The sequence below is a fragment of the Pseudomonas sp. BAY1663 genome (assembly GCF_000582595.1).
GTDB lineage: Bacteria > Pseudomonadota > Gammaproteobacteria > Pseudomonadales > Pseudomonadaceae > Stutzerimonas > Stutzerimonas stutzeri_AF.
This window is the reverse complement of record NZ_AZSV01000036.1, coordinates 21,785-41,115: the sequence shown is the minus strand read 5'-3', so window position 1 is coordinate 41,115 and position 19,331 is coordinate 21,785. Positions and strand designations below refer to the sequence as shown.

10 protein-coding genes, 6 pseudogenes and 1 other annotated feature are annotated in these 19,331 nt (G+C 54.9%); of the genes and pseudogenes, 8 read left to right on the top strand and 8 right to left on the bottom strand.

Annotation, left to right across the window (positions count from 1 at the left end; all coding sequences use genetic code 11):
• Window positions 1-56: 56 nt before the first annotated feature.
• Window positions 57-407, bottom strand: coding sequence for a mercuric transporter MerT family protein (locus BAY1663_RS12150; RefSeq protein ID WP_003089115.1), 351 nt, complete (start codon window positions 405-407; stop codon window positions 57-59).
• Between the two features lie 74 nt (window positions 408-481).
• Between BAY1663_RS12150 and merR the strand changes: the two genes are divergently transcribed.
• A complete protein-coding gene (merR, locus tag BAY1663_RS12145; protein ID WP_003089120.1) occupies window positions 482-880 on the top strand; it encodes an Hg(II)-responsive transcriptional regulator in 399 nt (132 codons plus the stop codon).
• An 84-nt stretch (window positions 881-964) separates the two neighbouring features.
• Here merR and BAY1663_RS12140 read toward each other — a convergent pair.
• A pseudogene (locus BAY1663_RS12140) lies at window positions 965-1,822 on the bottom strand (IS5-like element ISPst7 family transposase); the annotation flags it as partial.
• Window positions 1,823-1,994: 172 nt separating this feature from the next.
• Window positions 1,995-2,915: a cation diffusion facilitator family transporter gene (locus BAY1663_RS12135; RefSeq protein ID WP_037041098.1), complete on the bottom strand. Its 921-nt coding sequence runs from the start codon at window positions 2,913-2,915 to the stop codon at window positions 1,995-1,997.
• A gap of 378 nt (window positions 2,916-3,293) precedes the next feature.
• Here BAY1663_RS12135 and BAY1663_RS23815 point away from each other — a divergent pair, with 378 nt between their 5' ends.
• Window positions 3,294-3,623 (top strand): hypothetical protein, encoded by a 330-nt coding sequence (locus tag BAY1663_RS23815; protein WP_128576267.1) that lies wholly within the window; start codon window positions 3,294-3,296, stop codon window positions 3,621-3,623.
• A gap of 639 nt (window positions 3,624-4,262) precedes the next feature.
• Here the strand turns inward: BAY1663_RS23815 and BAY1663_RS12130 are convergent.
• The 3 genes and pseudogenes from BAY1663_RS12130 to BAY1663_RS23810 all read right to left on the bottom strand — a co-directional run bounded on the left by BAY1663_RS12130 (window position 4,263) and on the right by BAY1663_RS23810 (window position 10,119).
• Window positions 4,263-7,432, bottom strand: a pseudogene (locus tag BAY1663_RS12130) (CusA/CzcA family heavy metal efflux RND transporter).
• A 17-nt stretch (window positions 7,433-7,449) separates the two neighbouring features.
• Window positions 7,450-8,802, bottom strand: a complete 1,353-nt coding sequence (locus BAY1663_RS12125; RefSeq protein WP_037041095.1) for an efflux RND transporter periplasmic adaptor subunit — start codon at window positions 8,800-8,802, stop codon at window positions 7,450-7,452.
• A 9-nt stretch (window positions 8,803-8,811) separates the two neighbouring features.
• The gene (locus tag BAY1663_RS23810; RefSeq protein ID WP_038663111.1) at window positions 8,812-10,119 is read right to left on the bottom strand and encodes a TolC family protein; all 1,308 of its coding nucleotides are present in this window, start codon (window positions 10,117-10,119) and stop codon (window positions 8,812-8,814) included.
• A gap of 837 nt (window positions 10,120-10,956) precedes the next feature.
• Between BAY1663_RS23810 and BAY1663_RS12115 the strand changes: the two are divergent.
• From BAY1663_RS12115 to BAY1663_RS12105, 3 genes and pseudogenes are all read left to right on the top strand, one after another.
• Window positions 10,957-12,275: pseudogene (locus BAY1663_RS12115) on the top strand (OprD family porin).
• A gap of 319 nt (window positions 12,276-12,594) precedes the next feature.
• Window positions 12,595-13,268, top strand: a pseudogene (locus tag BAY1663_RS12110) (heavy metal response regulator transcription factor).
• Window positions 13,265-14,638 (top strand): heavy metal sensor histidine kinase, encoded by a 1,374-nt coding sequence (locus BAY1663_RS12105; protein WP_017246078.1) that lies wholly within the window; start codon window positions 13,265-13,267, stop codon window positions 14,636-14,638. The pseudogene BAY1663_RS12110 and the gene BAY1663_RS12105 overlap by 4 nt, the downstream one beginning before the upstream one ends.
• A gap of 122 nt (window positions 14,639-14,760) precedes the next feature.
• On the opposite strand, the pseudogene BAY1663_RS23805 reads toward BAY1663_RS12105, so the two are convergent.
• Window positions 14,761-14,880 (bottom strand): annotated as a pseudogene (locus BAY1663_RS23805) (Cd(II)/Pb(II)-responsive transcriptional regulator); the annotation flags it as partial.
• A gap of 590 nt (window positions 14,881-15,470) precedes the next feature.
• Between BAY1663_RS23805 and BAY1663_RS12100 the strand changes: the two are divergent.
• From BAY1663_RS12100 to BAY1663_RS12085, 3 genes are all read left to right on the top strand, one after another.
• The gene (locus BAY1663_RS12100; protein ID WP_256206714.1) at window positions 15,471-16,175 is read left to right on the top strand and encodes a hypothetical protein; all 705 of its coding nucleotides are present in this window, start codon (window positions 15,471-15,473) and stop codon (window positions 16,173-16,175) included.
• Window positions 16,176-16,222: 47 nt separating this feature from the next.
• Window positions 16,223-17,445, top strand: a protein-coding gene (locus tag BAY1663_RS12090; protein WP_128576265.1) for an IS3 family transposase whose coding sequence is annotated in 2 segments (ribosomal slippage) — window positions 16,223-16,508 and window positions 16,508-17,445 — 1,224 coding nt in all. Because the reading frame shifts where the segments join, the coding sequence is not laid out codon by codon here.
• Window positions 16,501-16,617 (top strand) — a sequence feature (AL1L pseudoknot). It overlaps the preceding gene by 117 nt.
• 197 nt (window positions 17,446-17,642) lie before the next feature.
• Entirely contained in the window at window positions 17,643-18,536 is an 894-nt protein-coding gene (locus BAY1663_RS12085) for a cation transporter (protein WP_026006648.1), read from the top strand.
• A 125-nt stretch (window positions 18,537-18,661) separates the two neighbouring features.
• On the opposite strand, the pseudogene BAY1663_RS25240 reads toward BAY1663_RS12085, so the two are convergent.
• Window positions 18,662-19,087: pseudogene (locus BAY1663_RS25240) on the bottom strand (DNA cytosine methyltransferase); the annotation flags it as partial.
• Window positions 19,088-19,331: the final 244 nt, after the last annotated feature.

Below are 19,331 nucleotides of genomic sequence, written 5' to 3'. Positions count from 1 at the left end.
ACGAAGGGCAAGGCGAAAAGCACGGCGATCAGCAGTTTGCGCATGGTTAATCTCCTTCAGTAGAACAGCGGGGCGAGCCACGGCACGGCCAATAGGCCGAGCAGCAGCACGCTGACGATCCAGAACACGAGTCGCTGTCGCACGAGCGTGCGCGGATCGGCGCAGGGTGTACCTGGCGTACAAACCTGTGGCACCAGGTAGAGCTTGCGGAATGCCAATCCCAGGAACAGTAGAGTCAACCCGATGAAGAGGGGGCGTAGTGGCTCCATCATGGTCAGAGCGCCCACCCACGTACCGCCGACACCGAGTGCCAACAGCACCAGTGGCCCGACACAGCACACCGACGCACCGATGGCGGTCAGCGAACTCGCGACCAGCGAGCCTTTCCCGGTGAGTTGCATCCCCATTCCCATCTCCTGAGCCTGATTGCCTAGGTGCTATTCTAAACTCCGTACCAAAGTACGGAATCAAGGAGAAAGTGATGGCCACAGAGCTGACCATTGGCAAGCTGGCAGACGCCGCCGGGGTGAACGTCGAGACGATCCGCTACTACCAGCGACGCGGGCTGCTGGATGAACCAGCCAAACCCTTGGGTGGCCATCGGCGCTATCCGGTGGACATGGTGAAGCGACTGCGTTTCATCAAGCGGGCTCAGGCGCTGGGTTTCACGCTCTCGGAAGTCGGTGGACTGCTGACGCTGGATGAGTCGTGCGCCTGTGCCGAAACGCGAGCACGGGCTGCACGCAAGCTCGCGTTGATCGAGCAGAAGATGGCCGACTTGGTCGTCATGCAGCAACTGTTAGGCGAACTGGTGCAGCAATGTGATGCGGGAGACGGCGGAACGATCTGCCCGATCATCGAGGCACTGATCAGAGAGTAATGCCTGGCGGGTGAGCTGGAGATCGGAAAGCCCCTTTACGGTGGGATTCAGAGCTTACGTTGGTTTTTGGTTCCATTGCTCCCCAAACCCCAACTGCCGCTTGATCACCCGAAACGGGTGCTCAACCTTGGCCCGTACCTGAGCCTTGGCTTTCTCGATCTTGCGTCTGGCTTTGTACAGCGCGCTGCTCTTGCCCAGCTTTTTGTAAGTGCTGCGCCGTGCTGCCACCTGCCAAATCACTTCGCGGCCATCATGCTCGGCACGCTTCTCGACGCCGGTATAACCCGCATCGGCGCAGACCACGTTTTCCTCGCCATGCAGCAACTTGTCGACCTGGGTGACGTCCGCCACGTTAGCCGCCGTACCTACCACGCTATGTACCAGGCCCGATTCGTCATCGACGCCGATGTGGGCCTTCATGCCAAAGTAATACTGGTTGCCCTTCTTGGTCTGGTGCATCTCTGGGTCGCGCTTGCCGTCTTTGTTCTTGGTCGAACTCGGCGCATTGATCAGCGTGGCATCGACGATGGTGCCTTGGCGCAGCGACAGGCCACGGTCACCCAGGTAGCCATTGATCACGGCCAGGATGCCAGCAGCCAGTTCGTGTTTCTCCAGCAGGCGACGGAAGTTGAGGATGGTGGTTTCGTCGGGGATACGCTCCAGGCTCAGCCCCGCGAACTGCCGCAGGATGGTGGTCTCGTACAGTGCCTCCTCCATCGCTGGATCGCTATAACCGAACCAGTTTTGCATTAGATGAACCCGCAGCATTGCCATCAACGGGTACGCCGGACGGCCACCTTCACCCTTGGGGTAATGCGGCTCGATCAGGGCAATCAACCCCTTCCACGGCACCACCCGATCCATCTCGATCAGGAACAGCTCTTTGCGGGTCTGCTTGCGCTTGCCGGCGTACTCGGCATCGGCGAAGGTCATCTGCTTCATCAGAAAACTCGGTGGGTGGCGTTCGGCTATTTTGCCAAAATCAGAAAGTCTTTTTCAGACTGTCCCTAGCATGTCTCTGGTCGATGACATAGCGGCAACGAGTGATGTCACAAGTTCACTCCGGTTGATATCGAGCTAACTGTCTAGCAACAGCGTTGAGCGCAAAGCAGGCTTATGCTTCGCTGCGATGACTGTCGGCCTGCCTGGTGTCGATACAAACACTGCCGTCTAGTTCCATTTCAAGTGTCGAGTGGCTGACTTTGAATTGCTCATGAAGTACTCGTTTTAAATCAGTCTTTACTCGTTCAATTTCGGGCAGGCTAGCCTTCTTGATGACAACGTGAGCTTCCAATGCAGTTGAATGTTCGGCAATTTCCCAGACATGTACGTGGTGAACACTCACAACGTCGTCCACTTGCTCCATGACATTGATTATATCAGTGATGGAAACTCCTTCTGGTGCGCCCTCCATTAACAAGTGAATGGTTTTAGGCAGCATGCTAAAGCCCTGCCAGAGCACGTACCCAGCAATCATCAGTGTCAGGACAGTATCCGTCCAGTACCAGCCATACAGAAGAATCAATGTTCCGGCAATAATAACCCCGACGGAGGCCAGCGCATCCGACACATTGTGCAGGAATGCCGCCTTTATATTCATGCTATTCTTAGACATTGTGTAGGTGAGCAAGGCCGTGACGACATCTACAATCAAGGCTATTCCCGCCACCACGACCACTGTCCATCCTTCAATGGGCTGTGGGGCAAAAAACCGACCTATAGCTTCGTAGATGAGGTAGAGACCAACGATAATCAGCGTGACCAAGTTAATCAAAGCCGCTATGGTTTCACTGCGTCGGTAGCCGAAGGTTTTAAAAGCATCTGGCGGTTTGCGACCGATTTTACGTGCGATGAGCGCAATAACCAGTGATGCGGCATCGCTCAAGTTATGTAGCGCGTCAGCTATGAGCGATAAACTGCCAGAAAGTATTCCTCCAACAACTTGTGCCAGAGTTAGCACAGTATTAACGCCAATGGCAGCGATTAAACGCTTATCGCCTATGGCTTCGGTGTTATGGTTATGTTCGTGAGCCATTGGTTTTTAACCGTCCTTAAATAACATAAGTCAAGGATAGGGAACCCAAAAAAAGTAATAGATAATACTAGCACCAATACCATCTGGCCTTCCAAACCACACTGACAGAAATGGGACCACTCTCAAGCGAGTTCGTGCATTATCGTCTGAAACTTGCCGATAACTGGCCGATCCCTCTCAAACGTTAAACGACGTTGCTCGCTAATGATAGATGATACGGCGTCAATCCGAGGATGACAAAATTGTAATCTTCCAATCATTCTTTTCGTAGGATAGGCCCTTGCAGATTGGTGCGCCTCGGTGCTGACATGACGAAGCAAGGCGCTCATGTCACCGCGCAATGGAAGCATTACATTTCAATAATGTAATGCTTGGCTCATGCTGCTGTTAGCTTCAATCACGCAAAATTCATTCGAACCTGCAGGGCTCAGCGAGAAAGCTCAGCAAGCCACCTTTGAATTTAGCGAGGACTGCCCTATGAATCTGTTGAAAGCTATTGTTGTTGGTTTGGTAATCTGCGGCTCCGCATTGTCTTATGCAGAAGATGGCTATGACCGCTCAATTAAATTTAATGAAAAATTCCGAGCAGATCAAAAACGAATTCACGGAACCGAATCCGCCAAACGAAAAATAGACGAATTACAGATTAAGGATACCCGCCAAGATCAGAACAATACGGAAAGCAAGAAAGAAACCAAAGCTGACTAACCGCTTCATATCTGAACGATATTCGCCTCCGGCAGCTTCCAAGCTCCTTTGGAAGCAGTTGCACTCTAAGCGCCTTCGGGGCGCTTTTTTGTTTCCATAACTTGCCCGCAACATCGCTACCAGCGAATCGCCCTTGATTTATAAAAGCCGTTTCGTTTAAGTCAGGCCGCCATCGCCTGATCTGTTGTTATTAGCCTTCGCAAGGAGCATATCGAGTGAGCTGAACAGACGCTGGTGGCCTACCCCGCATCCATGTCGGGGGTCGTCATCTCAGCGGTCTCGCGGTTCGTGCATGATTGAAGGTGTCAGCTCGGTCTTGTACAGCCTGCTGATCATTCCAGCCAGGGCGTTGTCGTAGCTATCGCCCCTTGCTGCCAACCAGGGCAGGTCAGCCGCTGCTCGCATAATCCTTCGTCAGCTCACCTTGGGTGAAAGCCATCAGGTCGAGGAGGCGTATGTAGCGCAGGTCATAGCACTTAGCGCGAGCAAGTTTCTTATTTACCGCTTAGATGCATCAGACCTGCGCCACCAAGGCTGTACTGCCCGCTGCGCCGCTAATGAACTTAGCGCTCCGATAATCAACACGCCCCGTTCTTGCTTGCTAGCAAGAACGGGGCGTTGTGTACCGCCATCCGATATCTAGCTCGTTCTGTCGGCGGCTAGCGCGATTTCTTGCTCCTCCAATTCGTCTTCGCGCCGATGAGCCATCTGGTAGAGCAACGGCAAAACTAATAGCGTTAGCACCGTTGAGGAGAGAATCCCCCCGATTACCACCGTCGCAAGGGGGCGCTGCACCTCTGCACCGGTACCCACATTCAAGGCCATTGGAACGAACCCGAGTGAAGCCACTAGGGCCGTCATCAATACCGGGCGTAGCCGGGTAAGAGCGCCCTCGCGGATCGCGGTGTCCAGAGGCAAACCTTGCTCCCGTAGGCTACGGATGAAGGAGATCATTACCAGGCCATTTAGAACTGCGACGCCTGACAGAGCAATAAAGCCAACACCTGCTGAAATGGACAATGGGATATCTCTGAGCCACAGCGCAACAATGCCTCCCGTGAGCGCAAATGGAATCCCGGTAAAGACCAACAAGCCGTCTTTGACATTGTTGAACATCATGAAAAGCAGAATGAAGACCAGGAGCAGCGCCACGGGGACGACAATCTGCAGCCGCTTCGTTGCCGATTCAAGCTGCTCAAAGGTACCGCCCCAATCGATCCAATAACCTGCCGGGATATCTACCTGAGCCTGGATTTTCTGTTCTGCCTCGGATACGAATGATCCAATGTCCCGACCACGGACGTTTGCACTGACAACAATTCGCCGTTTCCCTTCCTCTCTACTGATCTGATTCGGACCGGGGGCCAAATCCAGGGTGGCCACCTCGCCGAGGGGGATATAACTTATGGCGCTGTTTAATTCCCTTGGAAGGGCAATTGGAAGCCGCTCAATTGCGGCGAGATCGCTGCGTATCTCGTCCGGTAAACGAACTACGATATCGAAACGCCGGTCTCCTTGAAACAAGGTGCCTGCCTCTCGGCCCCCGATGGCTACTGCAACCGCTTGCTGTACGGTATCTAGACTCAGGCCGTATCGTGCGATTTGATCGCGATCGATATCGATCGTGAGCATAGGAAGACCAGTTGTTTGCTCGACCGTAACCTCTGAAGCGCCTGGTACTTGTCCTAGCACCTCGGACACTTCCGCCGCCGTGCTGTTAAGAACGTCCATGTCATCACCATAGATTTTCACGGCTACAGCGGCACGAACACCGGAAATCAATTCGTTGAAACGCAGTTGAATCGGCTGGGAAAACTCGTAGTTATTGCCCGGTAGCTCAGCGGCGGATGCTTGGACCTCGCTTAAGAGTTCATTGCGCGACTTGCCTGGATCCGGCCATTGTTCTTGAGGCTTCAGCATGACGTACCCGTCAGAGATATTTGGTGGCATGGCATCGGATGCCACCTCCGCAGTGCCTGTGCGCGCAAAAATCCGCTCGATCTCCGGAAACTCGTCCATAAGCTTTCGTTCCAGCTGCTGCTGCATCTCGACAGACTGACTAAGGCTGGTAGCCGGTACACGAAGGGCTTGGATAGCGAAGTCCCCCTCGTTGAGGCTAGGCACGAATTCACTGCCCATACGTGACCCTACGAGGCCGGAAAGTATGACTACAACTACGGCAAAGGTGAGAACCGCTGGCTTGTTGGCCATCACCGCATCGAGTGCAGGTGCGTAGGCCCGTTTAGCATTGCGGATTAGAAAGTTTTCCTTCTCCGTAACCCGCTTACCGATAAATAGCGCAACGGCTGCTGGGACGAACGTCACCGAGAGGATCATCGCCCCGAATAGCGCTGTCACTACGGTAAACGCCATGGGCGTGAACATCTTACCTTCGACCCCTGTAAGGGCGAATATCGGCAGATATACGATCATAATGATCAGCTGCCCATAGAGTAGAGGTCGACGCACTTCCTTTGCCGCAGCGAACACTTCATGAAGCCGTTCGGACAGCGTTAATGCCCGCCCGTGATGGGACTGAGCGTGAGCAAGTCGACGCACGCAGTTCTCAACAATCACCACGCACCATCGATAATGATGCCGAAATCCAATGCGCCTAAGCTCATCAGGTTGGCGCTGACCTCGTTGGCTACCATGCCGGTGAACGTAAAGAGCATCGCCAGCGGTATAACAAGTGCGGTTAGGATCGCCGCACGGATATTGCCCAAGAAGAGAAAAAGTATAACCACAACAAGAATGGCACCTTCAGTGAGGTTCTTCTTAACGGTGGATATAGCTTTGTCTACGAGCACAGTACGATCGTAGACAGTAATCGCCTTTACGCCCTCCGGAAGCGAAAGGTTTATCTCTTTCATTTTGTCATCGACAGCCCTAGAAACTACCCGGCTATTTTCACCGATAAGCATGAAAGCCGTACCTAGCACCACTTCGCGGCCATTCTCGGTGGCTGCGCCAGTGCGGAGCTCCTTTCCAACCTTGACCGTCGCAACGTCGCGGATACGCACTGGGGTACCGTCAACGTTGCTAATAAGGGTATCGCGGATGTCCTCCACAGACTGCATTTGCCCTGGCGCGCGAACAAGATACTGCTCGCCGCGCTTTTCAATATATCCGGCACCTAGATTGTTATTGTTTTGCTCAACCGCCTCGATCAAATCATGTAGTGTTAGTCCAAACGACCGCAAAGTGTCTGGGTTGGGGGCGATCTGATATTCCTTTGCATATCCTCCAATCGTATTGATCTCAGTAACACCAGGTACATTTCGGACTTGCGGTTTGATGATCCAATCTTGAATCTCACGCAAGTCAGCGGGGGTATACGGCGTACCGTCCGATTTGGTGGCACCTTCCTCAGCTTCAACCGTCCAAAAATAGATTTCGCCAAGCCCAGTGGAAATAGGTCCAAGTGTTGGAGTGACGCCATCTGGGAGCTGATCTTTGGCCCCTCCCAGGCGCTCGTTCACAAGTTGGCGGGCAAAATAGATGTCAGTGCCTTCCTCAAAAATAACTGTGATCTGAGAAAGTCCATATCGAGACAAGGATCGTGTCTGCTCGAGCTTGGGCAGCCCAGCCATTACCGTCTCGAGCGGGTAGGTAATACGCTGCTCCACTTCCAGCGGGGAATAACCTGGCGCCGCAGTGTTGATTTGCACCTGTACGTTGGTGATATCCGGGACAGCATCGATAGGCAGCTTTTGGTAGCTGTAAGCTCCTAACGCTGCCATGCCAAGCACGGCTAGCATAACCAACCAGCGATGCTCGATAGAAAAACGAATGATACGTTCGAACACGATTCTATAACTCCGTATCAGTGAGCATGCGAGGCGCTGGCTTTGCCAAGCTCGGACTTGATGATGAAGCTGTTATCCAAGGCATAGCGCGCTCCGGCCTGGAGGCCTTCCTTGATTTCGACCGCTTCACTATCGCTGCGGCCACTCACGATTGGCTGAGCAGCAAAGCCATGGTCGGTCCGTACAAACACCACCGGCTTTTCTTCCAATGTGTGGATCGCATCAGGACTTACTGCGACTGGCACGGATGCTTCGCCAGCGCCTACCTGCACTTTGACGAACAGGCCGGGGCGCCAAACCCCTTCAGGGTTGGGAAGTGTGACCCGGGCGGTAGCGGCGCGGCTTTGCTGACCAACAAGTGAGCCGACATAAGAAACGGTGCCATTGGCACTGGACTCGAATGCTGTGGCCTCGATAACGGCATTGCTGCCGACTCGTACCGCGCTGAGTGCATTGGCAGGAACGCTGATATCTGCCCAAACGGTAGAGAGATCGGAAATGATGAATATCTGGTCATCGGTATTGACTGACTCACCGAGCGTGATGTCCTTCTCAACGATCATCCCATCGAACGGCGCCCTGAGTTCGTAGCGGCTCAATGCGTCTGGCTTGCCAGCATCACTGCCAAGCGCTTGTAGCTGTGCGTTTGCATTCGCAACAGTCAGCTCTGCTTCCCGTAAAGCCTGTTGTGCCTGTAAATAATCCTGTTCCGCAGAAATACGCTCTTCCCATAGCTCCTTTTCGCGTCGATAGGTTTTTTGAGCCAATGCAAGACGTTTTTGCGCCGCGTAGAACTCGCTTCTACGTTCCGACAGGTCTGTACTCGCGATCACAGCAAGTACTTGCCCCTGTTTCACCTGTTCGCCCAAATCGACTTTGACCGCTTCAACGACACCTGAGAGACGAGGCACAACTTGCGCTGTGCGATCCTGGTTAAACGTAATTTCACCTGGCAGCTCGATTGCGCTTTGTATCTTTGCAGGCTGAGCGGTTGCCAGCGAGATGCCCGCGGCTAGGATTTGGGTCTCGGAGAGTTCAACCTCTGCTGCTTCGGCGTGCGCTGCTCCCTCAGGACCATCGTCATGCTCATCTTTCTCTGCCGCACCGACCTCGTGATCGCTATCGGCGCCTCCTTCATCATGGCCATGATCTCCTTCTGCTTCTGCTTCTGCATCCTCATCCGAATGCCCTTCATCCTCATGCTCCGATTCGTCACCATGCTCGCTATGTGCGTCGCCCGCATCGGGCACAGTTGGACTACTGCGAAGAAGCAATCCGCCAAGCATAAGTGCCACGCTTAATATGACGACGATCCAAAAAATCTGCTTCTTGTGACCAGCCAAGGAAGATGTATTCGATTTACTTTTCATATGGATTCCTTATGGCTGAGTGGCCGAGGTGATAACGGCCGACCCATCGCCGACAATTCGCGAGATTTCTGCCGCCGCCTGGTTAGCTTGTGATAGCGCAGACAGATACTGAGATCGGGCTTGGAAAAGCGTGCGTTGAGCATCCAGTACGTCAAGGAACGTGAATTTTCCAAGTTCGAACCCCTTGCTGGCAGCTTCATAAGCGCTTTGGGCACTGGGGAGCATATCGTTGCGCAACAGTTCAAACTGCTGGCGAGCAGTGCGCAGCCGCATGTGCGCTTGGGAAAGTTCGCTTTTCAGGCGTATATGGACGGCGTTGAGCTCGTCCTGCGCCTGGTAGGCCCGTTCCTGCGCTGCTCCGATGTTGCCTTGGTTTCGATCAAACAACGGCAGGGGCATCGAGATACTCACCAGTCCCAGCGTGCCGTTATATTCATCTGAGCGTTGGGCACCTACGCTAACCGTCACGTTAGAAAAGCGATTCGTCCTTTCCAGCTCCAACGCAGCCCGACGTCTTTCAGCCTCCCGACGCGCGCGGGTTAGTTGGGCGGAATCGTTCAAACGGCTGTAAAGCTCAGCTAGCTCTGGAAGAGGAGGCACTGCCTCTGCCGGCTCTTCTACTCGCTCAAAGCGTGGCTGTGGATTTCCCCAGTTGGCCGCCAGCCGAGTGCGCGCAGCTTCGAGTTCAGCTGTGGCCTGGGCAAGCTCTACTTGCACGCCAGTAGCCGCAACCTGCGCCCGGGTTTCCTCTACGGGAGAGACCATGCCGGCCCTCACACGTCGATTGGCCACGTTCACTGCTCGCTTCGCAAGATCTGAAGCAGCCTGGGCGAGTTCCAGCCGTTCTTGAGCAGTAAGCACATCGTAATATGCGCCCATCACTGCCCCCCTCAGTCGAGCTTGAGCGTCCTGTAGGTCAGCGGCCGCTACGTCCATGGCGCGTTGCGCTGCCTCAATACGAGCCGAACGTTTACCGCCCAGCTCTATTTCTTGGCTCAGCTCAAGCGTCGTCTCCGGAGCATCGCCCCGGATTCCCTCCTGGCTAGCGGACAATATTGGATTCGGACGTGCTCCGGCTTGGCTAATTAATGCGCGAGAAGCAGCCAGCTCACGTCTTGCAACAGCCAGTTCAGGGCTTGCAGAGCTAGCGAGTTCCAAGGCGCGTAGAAAGCTTATGGAATCGACAGACTCAACGGGGAATGTATTTGACACACCGACAGGTAAGGTCTGTGTGAAGGTCGGCAACTCTAAAGGCTGCGCAAAGGCAAGGTTGCACGACAATGTCGCCAACCCCAGCGGTAGAAGAACTTTTCGCACCGAAATCTCCTAAAAAAGGGAAGGTTCGGTGAGACGTAAGATACAGATAAATGGCGCTTACTGGTTACTTTGGCGTCCCACCGGTTTTGTACTGATGCGCCAATTAGGTTTCTCAGGACGCCCCGCTTCAGCCGATGCGTAGCTAGCAGAAAGAAACGGTTTCAAGCTCATTGATAATACCGAACCAGTACAGATCCCTTTCGTTATAAGCGGCTTGATATGGTCACCATGGAAAACACAATCTCTATCCAGACTGATTTTTTTTGCGGCTTTTGACGATCCATCCTCGTCCGTACCTAGAGATTCATGCGCATGTTCATGATGTCCAAGATGGTTTGATGCCGAACCATATTCATGACTGCAACTCGTGCTTACAACTGCCCATGATGATTGCAATGGGAAAAGGGCTAGCAACAACAGCAGAACTGTTTTTCTCATCCAAGGCAAAAAGATGACTTCCTGGTTTAAATATCGAATCCAATCATAGAACTACCCCGCCAAGACGCTGAATACATGCACCTCTACTGCGATAGTGATTCGCCCTGAATTTAGTAGACAAATACACGAAAGCGTTTTTATCAGCCTTGCCAAGCCGGCGAGATAGCTGATGGCTATGGGGTGGTGACTTTAAATAAGTGTGGATAACGACCTGGTGACCGCAACATTACAAATCTGTAATCGAAGGAGTGCGCGATTGGGCTTCCTCAGATTACAAAATAGTCATTTGCCGCTAATCCTGCCGTCATCTCTAGGGGAAGAACATGGCCAAGCGCTAAAAAACAAAAAGGCGAAAGGCGTCATTCGAGCACTGACCTGCCGTACATAAGGAGCATCATCATGAGCAAAAAGGCCGTTTTTTCGCTGACAGCCCTTTCACTGGCATTGGGCAGCGCCCCGGTCTTTGCCCAATCGGAAACAGCCGAGGGCTTCATCGAAGGCAGCACGCTATCGCTGATAAATCGCAACTTCTATTTCAATCGGGATTTTCGCGACGGTGAGAGTGCCGCCGGCAATGGCTACTCCGAGGAATGGGCCCACGGATTGATGGCCTTCTTCGAGTCCGGATATACCCAAGGCTCGGTAGGGATTGGCTTCGACGCTTTCGCCATGCTCGGCCTCAAGCTCGACTCCGGTTCGGGGCGCTCCGGTGTGGGCGGCAGCATCGACCTGCTTCCCCACGACAGCGCTGGCGATCCTGAGGATGACTTCACACGGGTGGGGGCGCGGTGAAAGCACGCTTGCTGGACACCGAGATCAAGGCCGGCGATGTATTTCCCACTACACCTGTCGTGCACTTCGGCGACTCTCGGCTGCTGCCGGAGTCTTTCAAGGGTGTCACCGTTGTGAACAACTCGCTGGACGACCTCACCCTTCAGGGAGGCCGCTTGCACGCGATGAGCCAGCCCAACACCAGTAACATGAACGAAGACTTCGTCACCTTCTACGGCGGGGGCGTAGACGCGCCTTGGCTCGGCTACGCAGGCGGTGACTACAGCGTGAATGAAAATATCAGTCTTAGCCTGTACACCAGCCGCCTCAAAGATGCCTGGAACCAGCATTACTTCGGTGCGTCGGCCACCTATCCGCTCTCCGATATCGTCGCGCTGCTGGCCAGCTTCAACTATTACAAGGCAACCGACGAAGGCCGTGAGTTGCTGGGCGAGTTCAACAACAACATCTGGAGCTCCAGCCTGGGTGTCGCCTTCGGCGCGCACACCGTCACGGCGTCGTATCAGCGAAACAACGGTAACAACGACTTTGACTACTTGCGCCAGGCGGACTCGATCTACCTGAACAACTCCATTCAGTACAGTGATTTCAACTCACCTAAAGAGCAGTCCTGGATGCTGCGCTACGACCTGAACATGGCGGAGTACGGCATACCCGGGCTTACTTTCATGACCCGCTACGCCCGCGGTTGGGGCGCCGATTACAGCAACGCGAACGAGGTGTACATGCGCCAAGACGATAACGGTGCGCCGCTGACGGGACAGAACCGCTGGGAACGCGACGTCGAAGCCCGCTACGTTGTACAGACTGGCTCTCTCAAGGATTTGTCTCTGCGGGTGCGCCAGGCTACCACGCGGGCGACTGCTTTCGAGTCCGACCTCGATGAGGTCCGATTCATCGCCGAGTACCCTCTCTCGATCTTGTGAAACACCATGAGCAACACCACATCTTCTTTAGTTTTGCTCCCTTGGTTTGAAGATGTGTTTCAGGCGCCCATCAGGGCGCCTTTTTTCGTTTGGTGCACCCGCTCGCGCTGCGGGTCAACCAAATGACCGGTAGATTACAAATTCGCAAGATAGCCCTCACAGGGCTTTTACCGCGTTAAAGTGCTTCCCGCTTCCCTGGCAGATCTTTTCGCCTCTGCCTTTCACGCTAGAGCCAAGCCGCTTTCGTCTTGACCTAGTTACTACATGGATTTTTTTGGTTCCGCTTACCGCGCACCTCCTTGCCGAGTTACCTGAAAACATGCGCATCCTGGTTGTCGAAGAGAGATCAAAGCTGCGGAATACTTGCAGCAGGGTCTTATCGAATGTGGTTACTTGGTCGATTGCGTAAGTGATGGCCTCGATGGGTTTCACCTGGCACTGCAGAACGACTATGACATCGTGCTGCTAGATGTGAATCTGCCAACCATGGATGGGTGGGAGGTTCTCGAACTCATCAGGCGGCGTAAGCAGACACGCGTCATCATGCTGACTGCCAATGGCCGCTTAGAGCAAAAAGTCCGCGGCTTGGAATCGGGCGCCGACGACTATCTGGTCAAGCCGTTCCAGTTCCCCGAGCTGCTTGCCCGTATCCGGACACTGTTGCGGCGAGGCGAGGCAGTCACACTTCCGAGCAACCTGCGTGTAGCCGACCTCGAACTGGACCCGGCCCGGCATAGGGCTTACCGGAGCGGTCAGCGTATCGACCTCACCAGCAAAGAATTTGCGTTATTGCATCTGCTCATGCGCCGGACTGGCGAAGTCCTCACGCGTACGGAAATAACTGCCATGGTGTGGGACATCAATTTCGACTGCGATACCAATGTGGTGGATGTTGCGATTCGTCGCCTGCGGATGAAAGTGGACGAACCCTTCGGCGATCGCCTGATACACACCATCCGGGGTGTGGGCTACGTGCTGGAGGCGCGGCCTTGAAGCCACTCAGCCTCGCATCGCGTCTCGCGCTTCAAATCACACTGACCGGCGCCGCTTTGGTCGCGCTGCTGATTGCACTGAGCTACTGGGTACTGGTGCGCCAACTGGAACTGCGCGCCCAGGAGGAAGTGACGGCCAAGCTCTCTCAGATCGATCATGGACTCCTCGAAGACACCAAAGCCCGTATGGGCCGCTCCTGGCAACACGCATTGAGCGATACCGTACTCGGCCATGACAACCTTTCGATTACGGTCATCGGCGATACAGCGAAATCACCCATTTTCAGTATCGGCCGATTCGCCAATGCGCCGCAGCAGCTGGATCTCGTGAGCAGGGACGGCGACTATCTTGGCTGGACAACGAAAGATGGCGTGCAGATGCTAACCGGGCGCAAGCAAATCCAAGTCCCGGGACTGGCTTCAATGACGCTTTTACTTTCGCAAGATCGCAGTGCCGATCAACGGCTGGTGGCTGCATTCCTGCGCTCGGCCTTAGTGACCGTGCCGATGCTACTGATATTGATCGGATTGGCTGGATGGCTAATCGCCCAAAATGGCTTGCGGCCGCTTCGCAAGTTCCGGGCCTTGGCGACTAAGGTATCTACACAGGATCTATCACCTCGAATCCGCACCGATCGGCTTCCGCAAGAGCTCCAGGCATTGGCGCACAGCCTCAACGTAATGCTTCATCGACTCGATGACGGCGTTCAGCAACTGTCACAATTCTCGGACGATGTGGCTCATGAGTTAAAAACTCCGCTGAACAACCTGATAGGCAAGGCGCAGGTGACTTTGGTGCGTGAGCGAAGCAAGGAGCATTATCGGGAGGTGATCGAGTCGTCGGTTGAAGAACTCGAACGCATGGATCGAATCGTGTCAGACATGCTGTTTCTCGCCCAGGCCAGCCACGCCAGCCCAGCACTGAAGCTCGAACAATTATCTTTAGGAAGCGAGGCGAGGCGCGTATGTGAATACTTCGAAGTCCTTGCCGAAGAAGCGGGAGTCGCTACGACAGTAACGGGCGATGCCATGATTTTGGGAAATCGACTTATGGTCCAGCGGGCCATTTCCAACCTGCTATCCAACGCGCTGCGGCATTCAAATACTGGCAGTACGGTCGAACTTAAGATCCTTGAGGAGGACGTAGACATCGTCTCGCTGGCTGTCACCAATCATGGCGCGACTATCGAATCGGATCATCTCCCACATCTGTTCGACCGCTTTTACCGCGTTAACGGCATACAACCTCACGGGGCAGGATTGGGGCTAGCGATTGTCCGCTCAGTGATGAACCTCCACAAAGGCCACGTGGCCGTCGCCAGCAAAGACGGTCGGACCACGTTTGAACTCACGTTTCCTCGGCAGGCCTGACTCAAAGTGATACCGCACGGAGACAGCCATCACTACGAAGGGGCAAAAACCACAGGGACAAACAACCATTTCGAGGGCATGCGCGTTGGCCGGGTAACCAGGCCCGCAAGCCCCAACGCCGTTCATTTAATGCATGCGTCCTCGCTAATTCCGGCGAGAATGCCGCAAGCCTCAACTTCCCGCCCATCGTTGCAATTAGCCCGCAGTGAAACGAGTTGTCGTTCGAGTGATTGCAGAGCGGTTTCAATACTTGTGCTTTGGCAACAAGCGTCACAGGTAACGTCTGAAGTCGTTTCCGTTGGCTGCATTGCAACGTGCCGCATGATCATCACCTCCGAGGGGAGGAAAGTTTACAGCTGCCATCGAGCCCACATTTGAGACTAATTGAAGGTGGGCGAACATGCGCAAGCATGTGAGAGCAACACAAAGCCTAGAAATCAAACATTTATGGTTTGAATGTCTTAATTTTCCGTGATCTCGTTATGATTCCATAAAAATTCCCGTCATGGAAATGTTCTGATAAATCAATCAGTTAGGATGGATGTGAGTGAATTTTCCCGTTATCTCGGCATGGCCCCGAATACGGAGCAGCTCCCAGCTTACGGCGCACCTTGTCGAGTTCAGAAAGTTCACTTTGCTACTCTGGTCAGCCCGTCGAATGGGTTGATGGGTGTGAGTTGAGCGGAGCAAGAAAGCATGAGCTACAGGGTTGATCTTGGCTTAGGAGGCGAGAGCATTGGGTGATAAGTGCGCTCTACCGTCCGACTTAACCTCGGGAATGCGCTACAAGACGTTTCTGACAAGGGTGATGGCTTTACTAGCCGGAGGCGCCATGCCGCTTGCCTTTGCCCCTGTGGGCTGGGCATGGATTGCGGTGATGGCTCTTGCCGCATTATTTGTCCTGGTCGCGCAATCTTCAAGGCGTCAGGCGCTATGGTCGGCCTACATATTTGGCCTTGGTTACTTCGGCGTAGGTGTCTCCTGGGTCTACATCAGCATCAGCCAGTACGGCAATGGCCCCGTGGTGGCAGTGTTAGCCACAACGGCCTTTGTCTCGCTGCTAGCTCTCTTCCCATGGGGCGTCGCGTATCTCGTACGCCGCCTGCACCCTGAGATCGATGCGACGGCGCTCTGGCTAGGGCTACCAGCGGCATGGGTGTTGAGTGAATGGATGCGCACCTGGTTCTTAACCGGCTTTCCTTGGCTTTTTATCGGCTACAGCCAGACCGACACCACACTTGCCACTATCGCTCCTGTCTTTGGTGTGCTTGGCGTGAGTTTTCTGGTGGCCTTGCTCGCTGGCGGGCTTGCGTGGGTTATCTTGGGCTTAAGCCTGCACCGTGCGACGGTAGCCGGTGCCGTGTTAATCGCTACTCTCGCCAGCTTGCAGATTCTGGATCGTGAGTGGACGCAGCCAGCCGCTGGCCCTATCAATATTGCCCTCTTGCAGGGAAACATCACGCAAGACAAAAAATGGGACCCGGATTCCCGGGAAATCACGCTTGACCGCTATCAGACGCTTACGAAGCAGCATTGAACCGCCCCGGCTTTCCCGGAGGCTCCAACTCTTGAGAGGATGGAGCCATGAAGACGACGACGAAGTACTCCCCGGAAGTCCGCGAGCGAGCGGTTCGACTGGTATTGGAACATCAAGGCAACCACGAGTCGGAATGGGCAGCGATTTGCTCGATTTCTGCCAAGATCGGTTGTACCGCCGAAACACTGCGCCGTTGGGTACGCCAGGCCGAGCGCGATACTGGCAAACGTGAAGGCCAGACCAGCAGCGAACGCGAGCGGATCAAGGCGCTGGAACGTGAGGTGCGTGAGTTGCGCCAGGCCAACGAGATCCTGCGCAAGGCGTCCGCGTATTTTGCCCAGGCGGAGCTCGACCGCCGCTTCAAGCCATGAAGGCGTTCGTCGACGAGCATCGTGCGGTTTATGGAGTCGAGCCGATCTGCCGGGTACTGCCGATCGCTCCATCGACCTACTACGCCCATGCACATTGCCAGGCCGCTCCCGAGCGGCGCTCTCCGCGAACACGGCGTGACGAGGTACTGAGCGGGCATATCCAGCGGGTCTGGGAGGAGAACTTCCAGGTCTACGGCGTGCGCAAGGTCTGGCGGCAACTCAAGCGCGAAGGCGTAGTGGTGGCTCGCTGCACGGTGGAGCGACTGATGCGGCGACTGGGTCTACAAGGTGTCGTACGCGGCAAACCGGTCAAGACTACGATCAGCGACAAGGCCACCCCGTGCCCGCTGGACAAGGTCAATCGCCAGTTCCGCGCCGAGCGGCCAAACGCGCTCTGGGTGTCGGACTTCACCTACGTCAGCACGTGGCAGGGCTTCGTCTACGTGGCCTTTGTCATCGACGTATTCGCCCGGCGTATCGTCGGCTGGCGCGTGTCCAGCTCAGCCCGCACAGACTTTGTTCTCGATGCGTTGGAACAGGCGTTGTATGCCCGCCGACCGGTCGGCCAGGGCAGCCTGATCCATCACAGCGACCGTGGCGTGCAGTACGTCTCGATCCGCTATACCGAGCGCCTAGCTGAAGCTGGGGTCGAGCCCTCGGTGGGCAGCGTGGGCGACTCCTATGACAATGCCTTGGCCGAGACCATCAATGGCCTGTACAAGCCCGAGGTGATCCATCGTCGTTCCTGGCAGAATCGGGAGGCAGTGGAGCTGGCGACGCTGGAGTGGGTGGACTGGTTCAACCACCGACGGCTACTGGAGCCCATCGGGAACATGCCGCCGGCAGAGGCCGAAGCGATCTACTATCAGCAACTTACCGAGTCGGCCCAAGCGGCATGACTCACACCAAAGAGCCTCCGGAATTCCCAGGGCGGTTCAAAAACGAATCGTCTGAGTGTCCACTCCTGTCCGCTGTGCAAGTTGACCGATGCGCATGGTCTGTCCCTTGGTAAAAAAGCCAGTATATCCAGGCTTGACCCTATAGCCACTACATGGTTTTTAATCGGTAGAATCAAGTCCTATAGGAGAGGCGAGTCATGACTTCTTGTGATAAATCCTGTGGCTGTGGCCCTGAGCCGGTAAGCACTGAAGCGGCAGCCGCGCCTTCGAATGAAGGGACTTGGGTCAGCAGTTTTTCTGTGCCCAAGATGGATTGCCCGTCAGAAGAGCGAATGATTCGGCTCGCGCTCAATGGCTTTTCTGAACTCAATTCGCTGTCCTTTGATCTGAGCAGCAGACAGGTACGCGCTTTCCATGACGGTCCGGTTGACCAGATCGCAACCAAGCTGGAATCACTTGGTTTGGGGGCAACATTGCTCGGTACTCAACCGGCCAGCCAGGAAGCAGCTTCGGCCAATAGCGCCAGTGAAGAGCTGACTGCTTCCAAGGAGGCTGGCTCGCTCAAAATCCTGCTCGGTATCAATGCCACGATGTTTGTCATCGAGTTGGGCGTAGGCTTGATTGCTCAGTCGACGGGTCTGATCGCCGACTCGCTGGACATGTTTGCTGATGCTGCCGTCTATGGTCTGGCTCTCTTTGCGGTCGGTCGGGCTGCGCAGCTGCAGGTTCGCGCTGCGCACCTGGCGGGTTTTATCCAGATCGTGTTGGCTCTGGGGGTACTCGTGGAGGTGGTTAGGCGCTTCATCTATGGCAGCGAACCTGAGTCGATGCTGATGATGGGGATTGGCTTAGTTGCACTCGTCGCGAACGTCAGCTGTCTCTTATTGATCTACGGCCATCGTGAAGGCGGTGCACACATGAAAGCGAGTTGGATTTTTTCGGCCAACGATGTGATCGCGAATATTGGTGTTATCGCCGCTGGAGCTCTGGTTGCGTGGACAGGCTCTTCCTATCCAGATTTGGTGATTGGTACGGTAGTTGGCCTCATCGTACTCAACGGTGCGCGCCGAATCCTGGCATTGAAAGCCTGACCAACCGGATCGACAGCACCCCCATTTTCCAAACAGAGACGCGTAGCTTGTGAGTGACGTTGAGACGGCTGAGATAGAACAGCTGATGGCTGGATTGGACGGCAAAATTGCCGAAGGGCATGCCGCTCGTTAAGGGCCTGATACTTGGGCGTTTTGCTGGTGGCCTCGGACAGCAGCCCACTGGCGCCCTTGCATGGCGAACTGATGAATACGGCGTCGGGGCGCAGATTCTGCGCGGCGCGGCGTATGTCCTCGGCAGTCGCCTCGGTCCAGCCAGCAGGCGGTTGCTGGCCATGGAAACGGGTGTATTGCTCGCGGGTAAAGAGGTCTAACAGGGTGCCGGGAACGCCAGCTAGTCGCTCGAAGTCACGGAGCCCAGCTGGGTCTACGTCTACACCTCCAAGACACTCCCATTGGGCCTCTACATTCCCGACAACGGGGCGCGCTCTATTGAACCCTCGAGCCCCACCCCCAAGGCCGCAGCAGAAATGGAAATGGTACAGGGTGCGTTTCAGGTGAGCAGAGCTGGAATCGCGGGAGCTGTCGTACATGCTAGATCCTCTAACGGATATGTTTGCATGCGCGACATTGAACTACAGTTCAACTTATGGCAACACAATAATTGAACTGTGGTTCAATTACTTGACGGACGGTAACCCGCGGACTGCATCATCCCAAATCTGATCACGCTCGGGATCGTTACCCACTTTGCTGATCCAAGCTACTGAGTAGCTCCACCGCTCAGCGAGCAGCCTGCCTGTCCAACCTTTGCTCTTATAAGCAGCCTTGAACTCG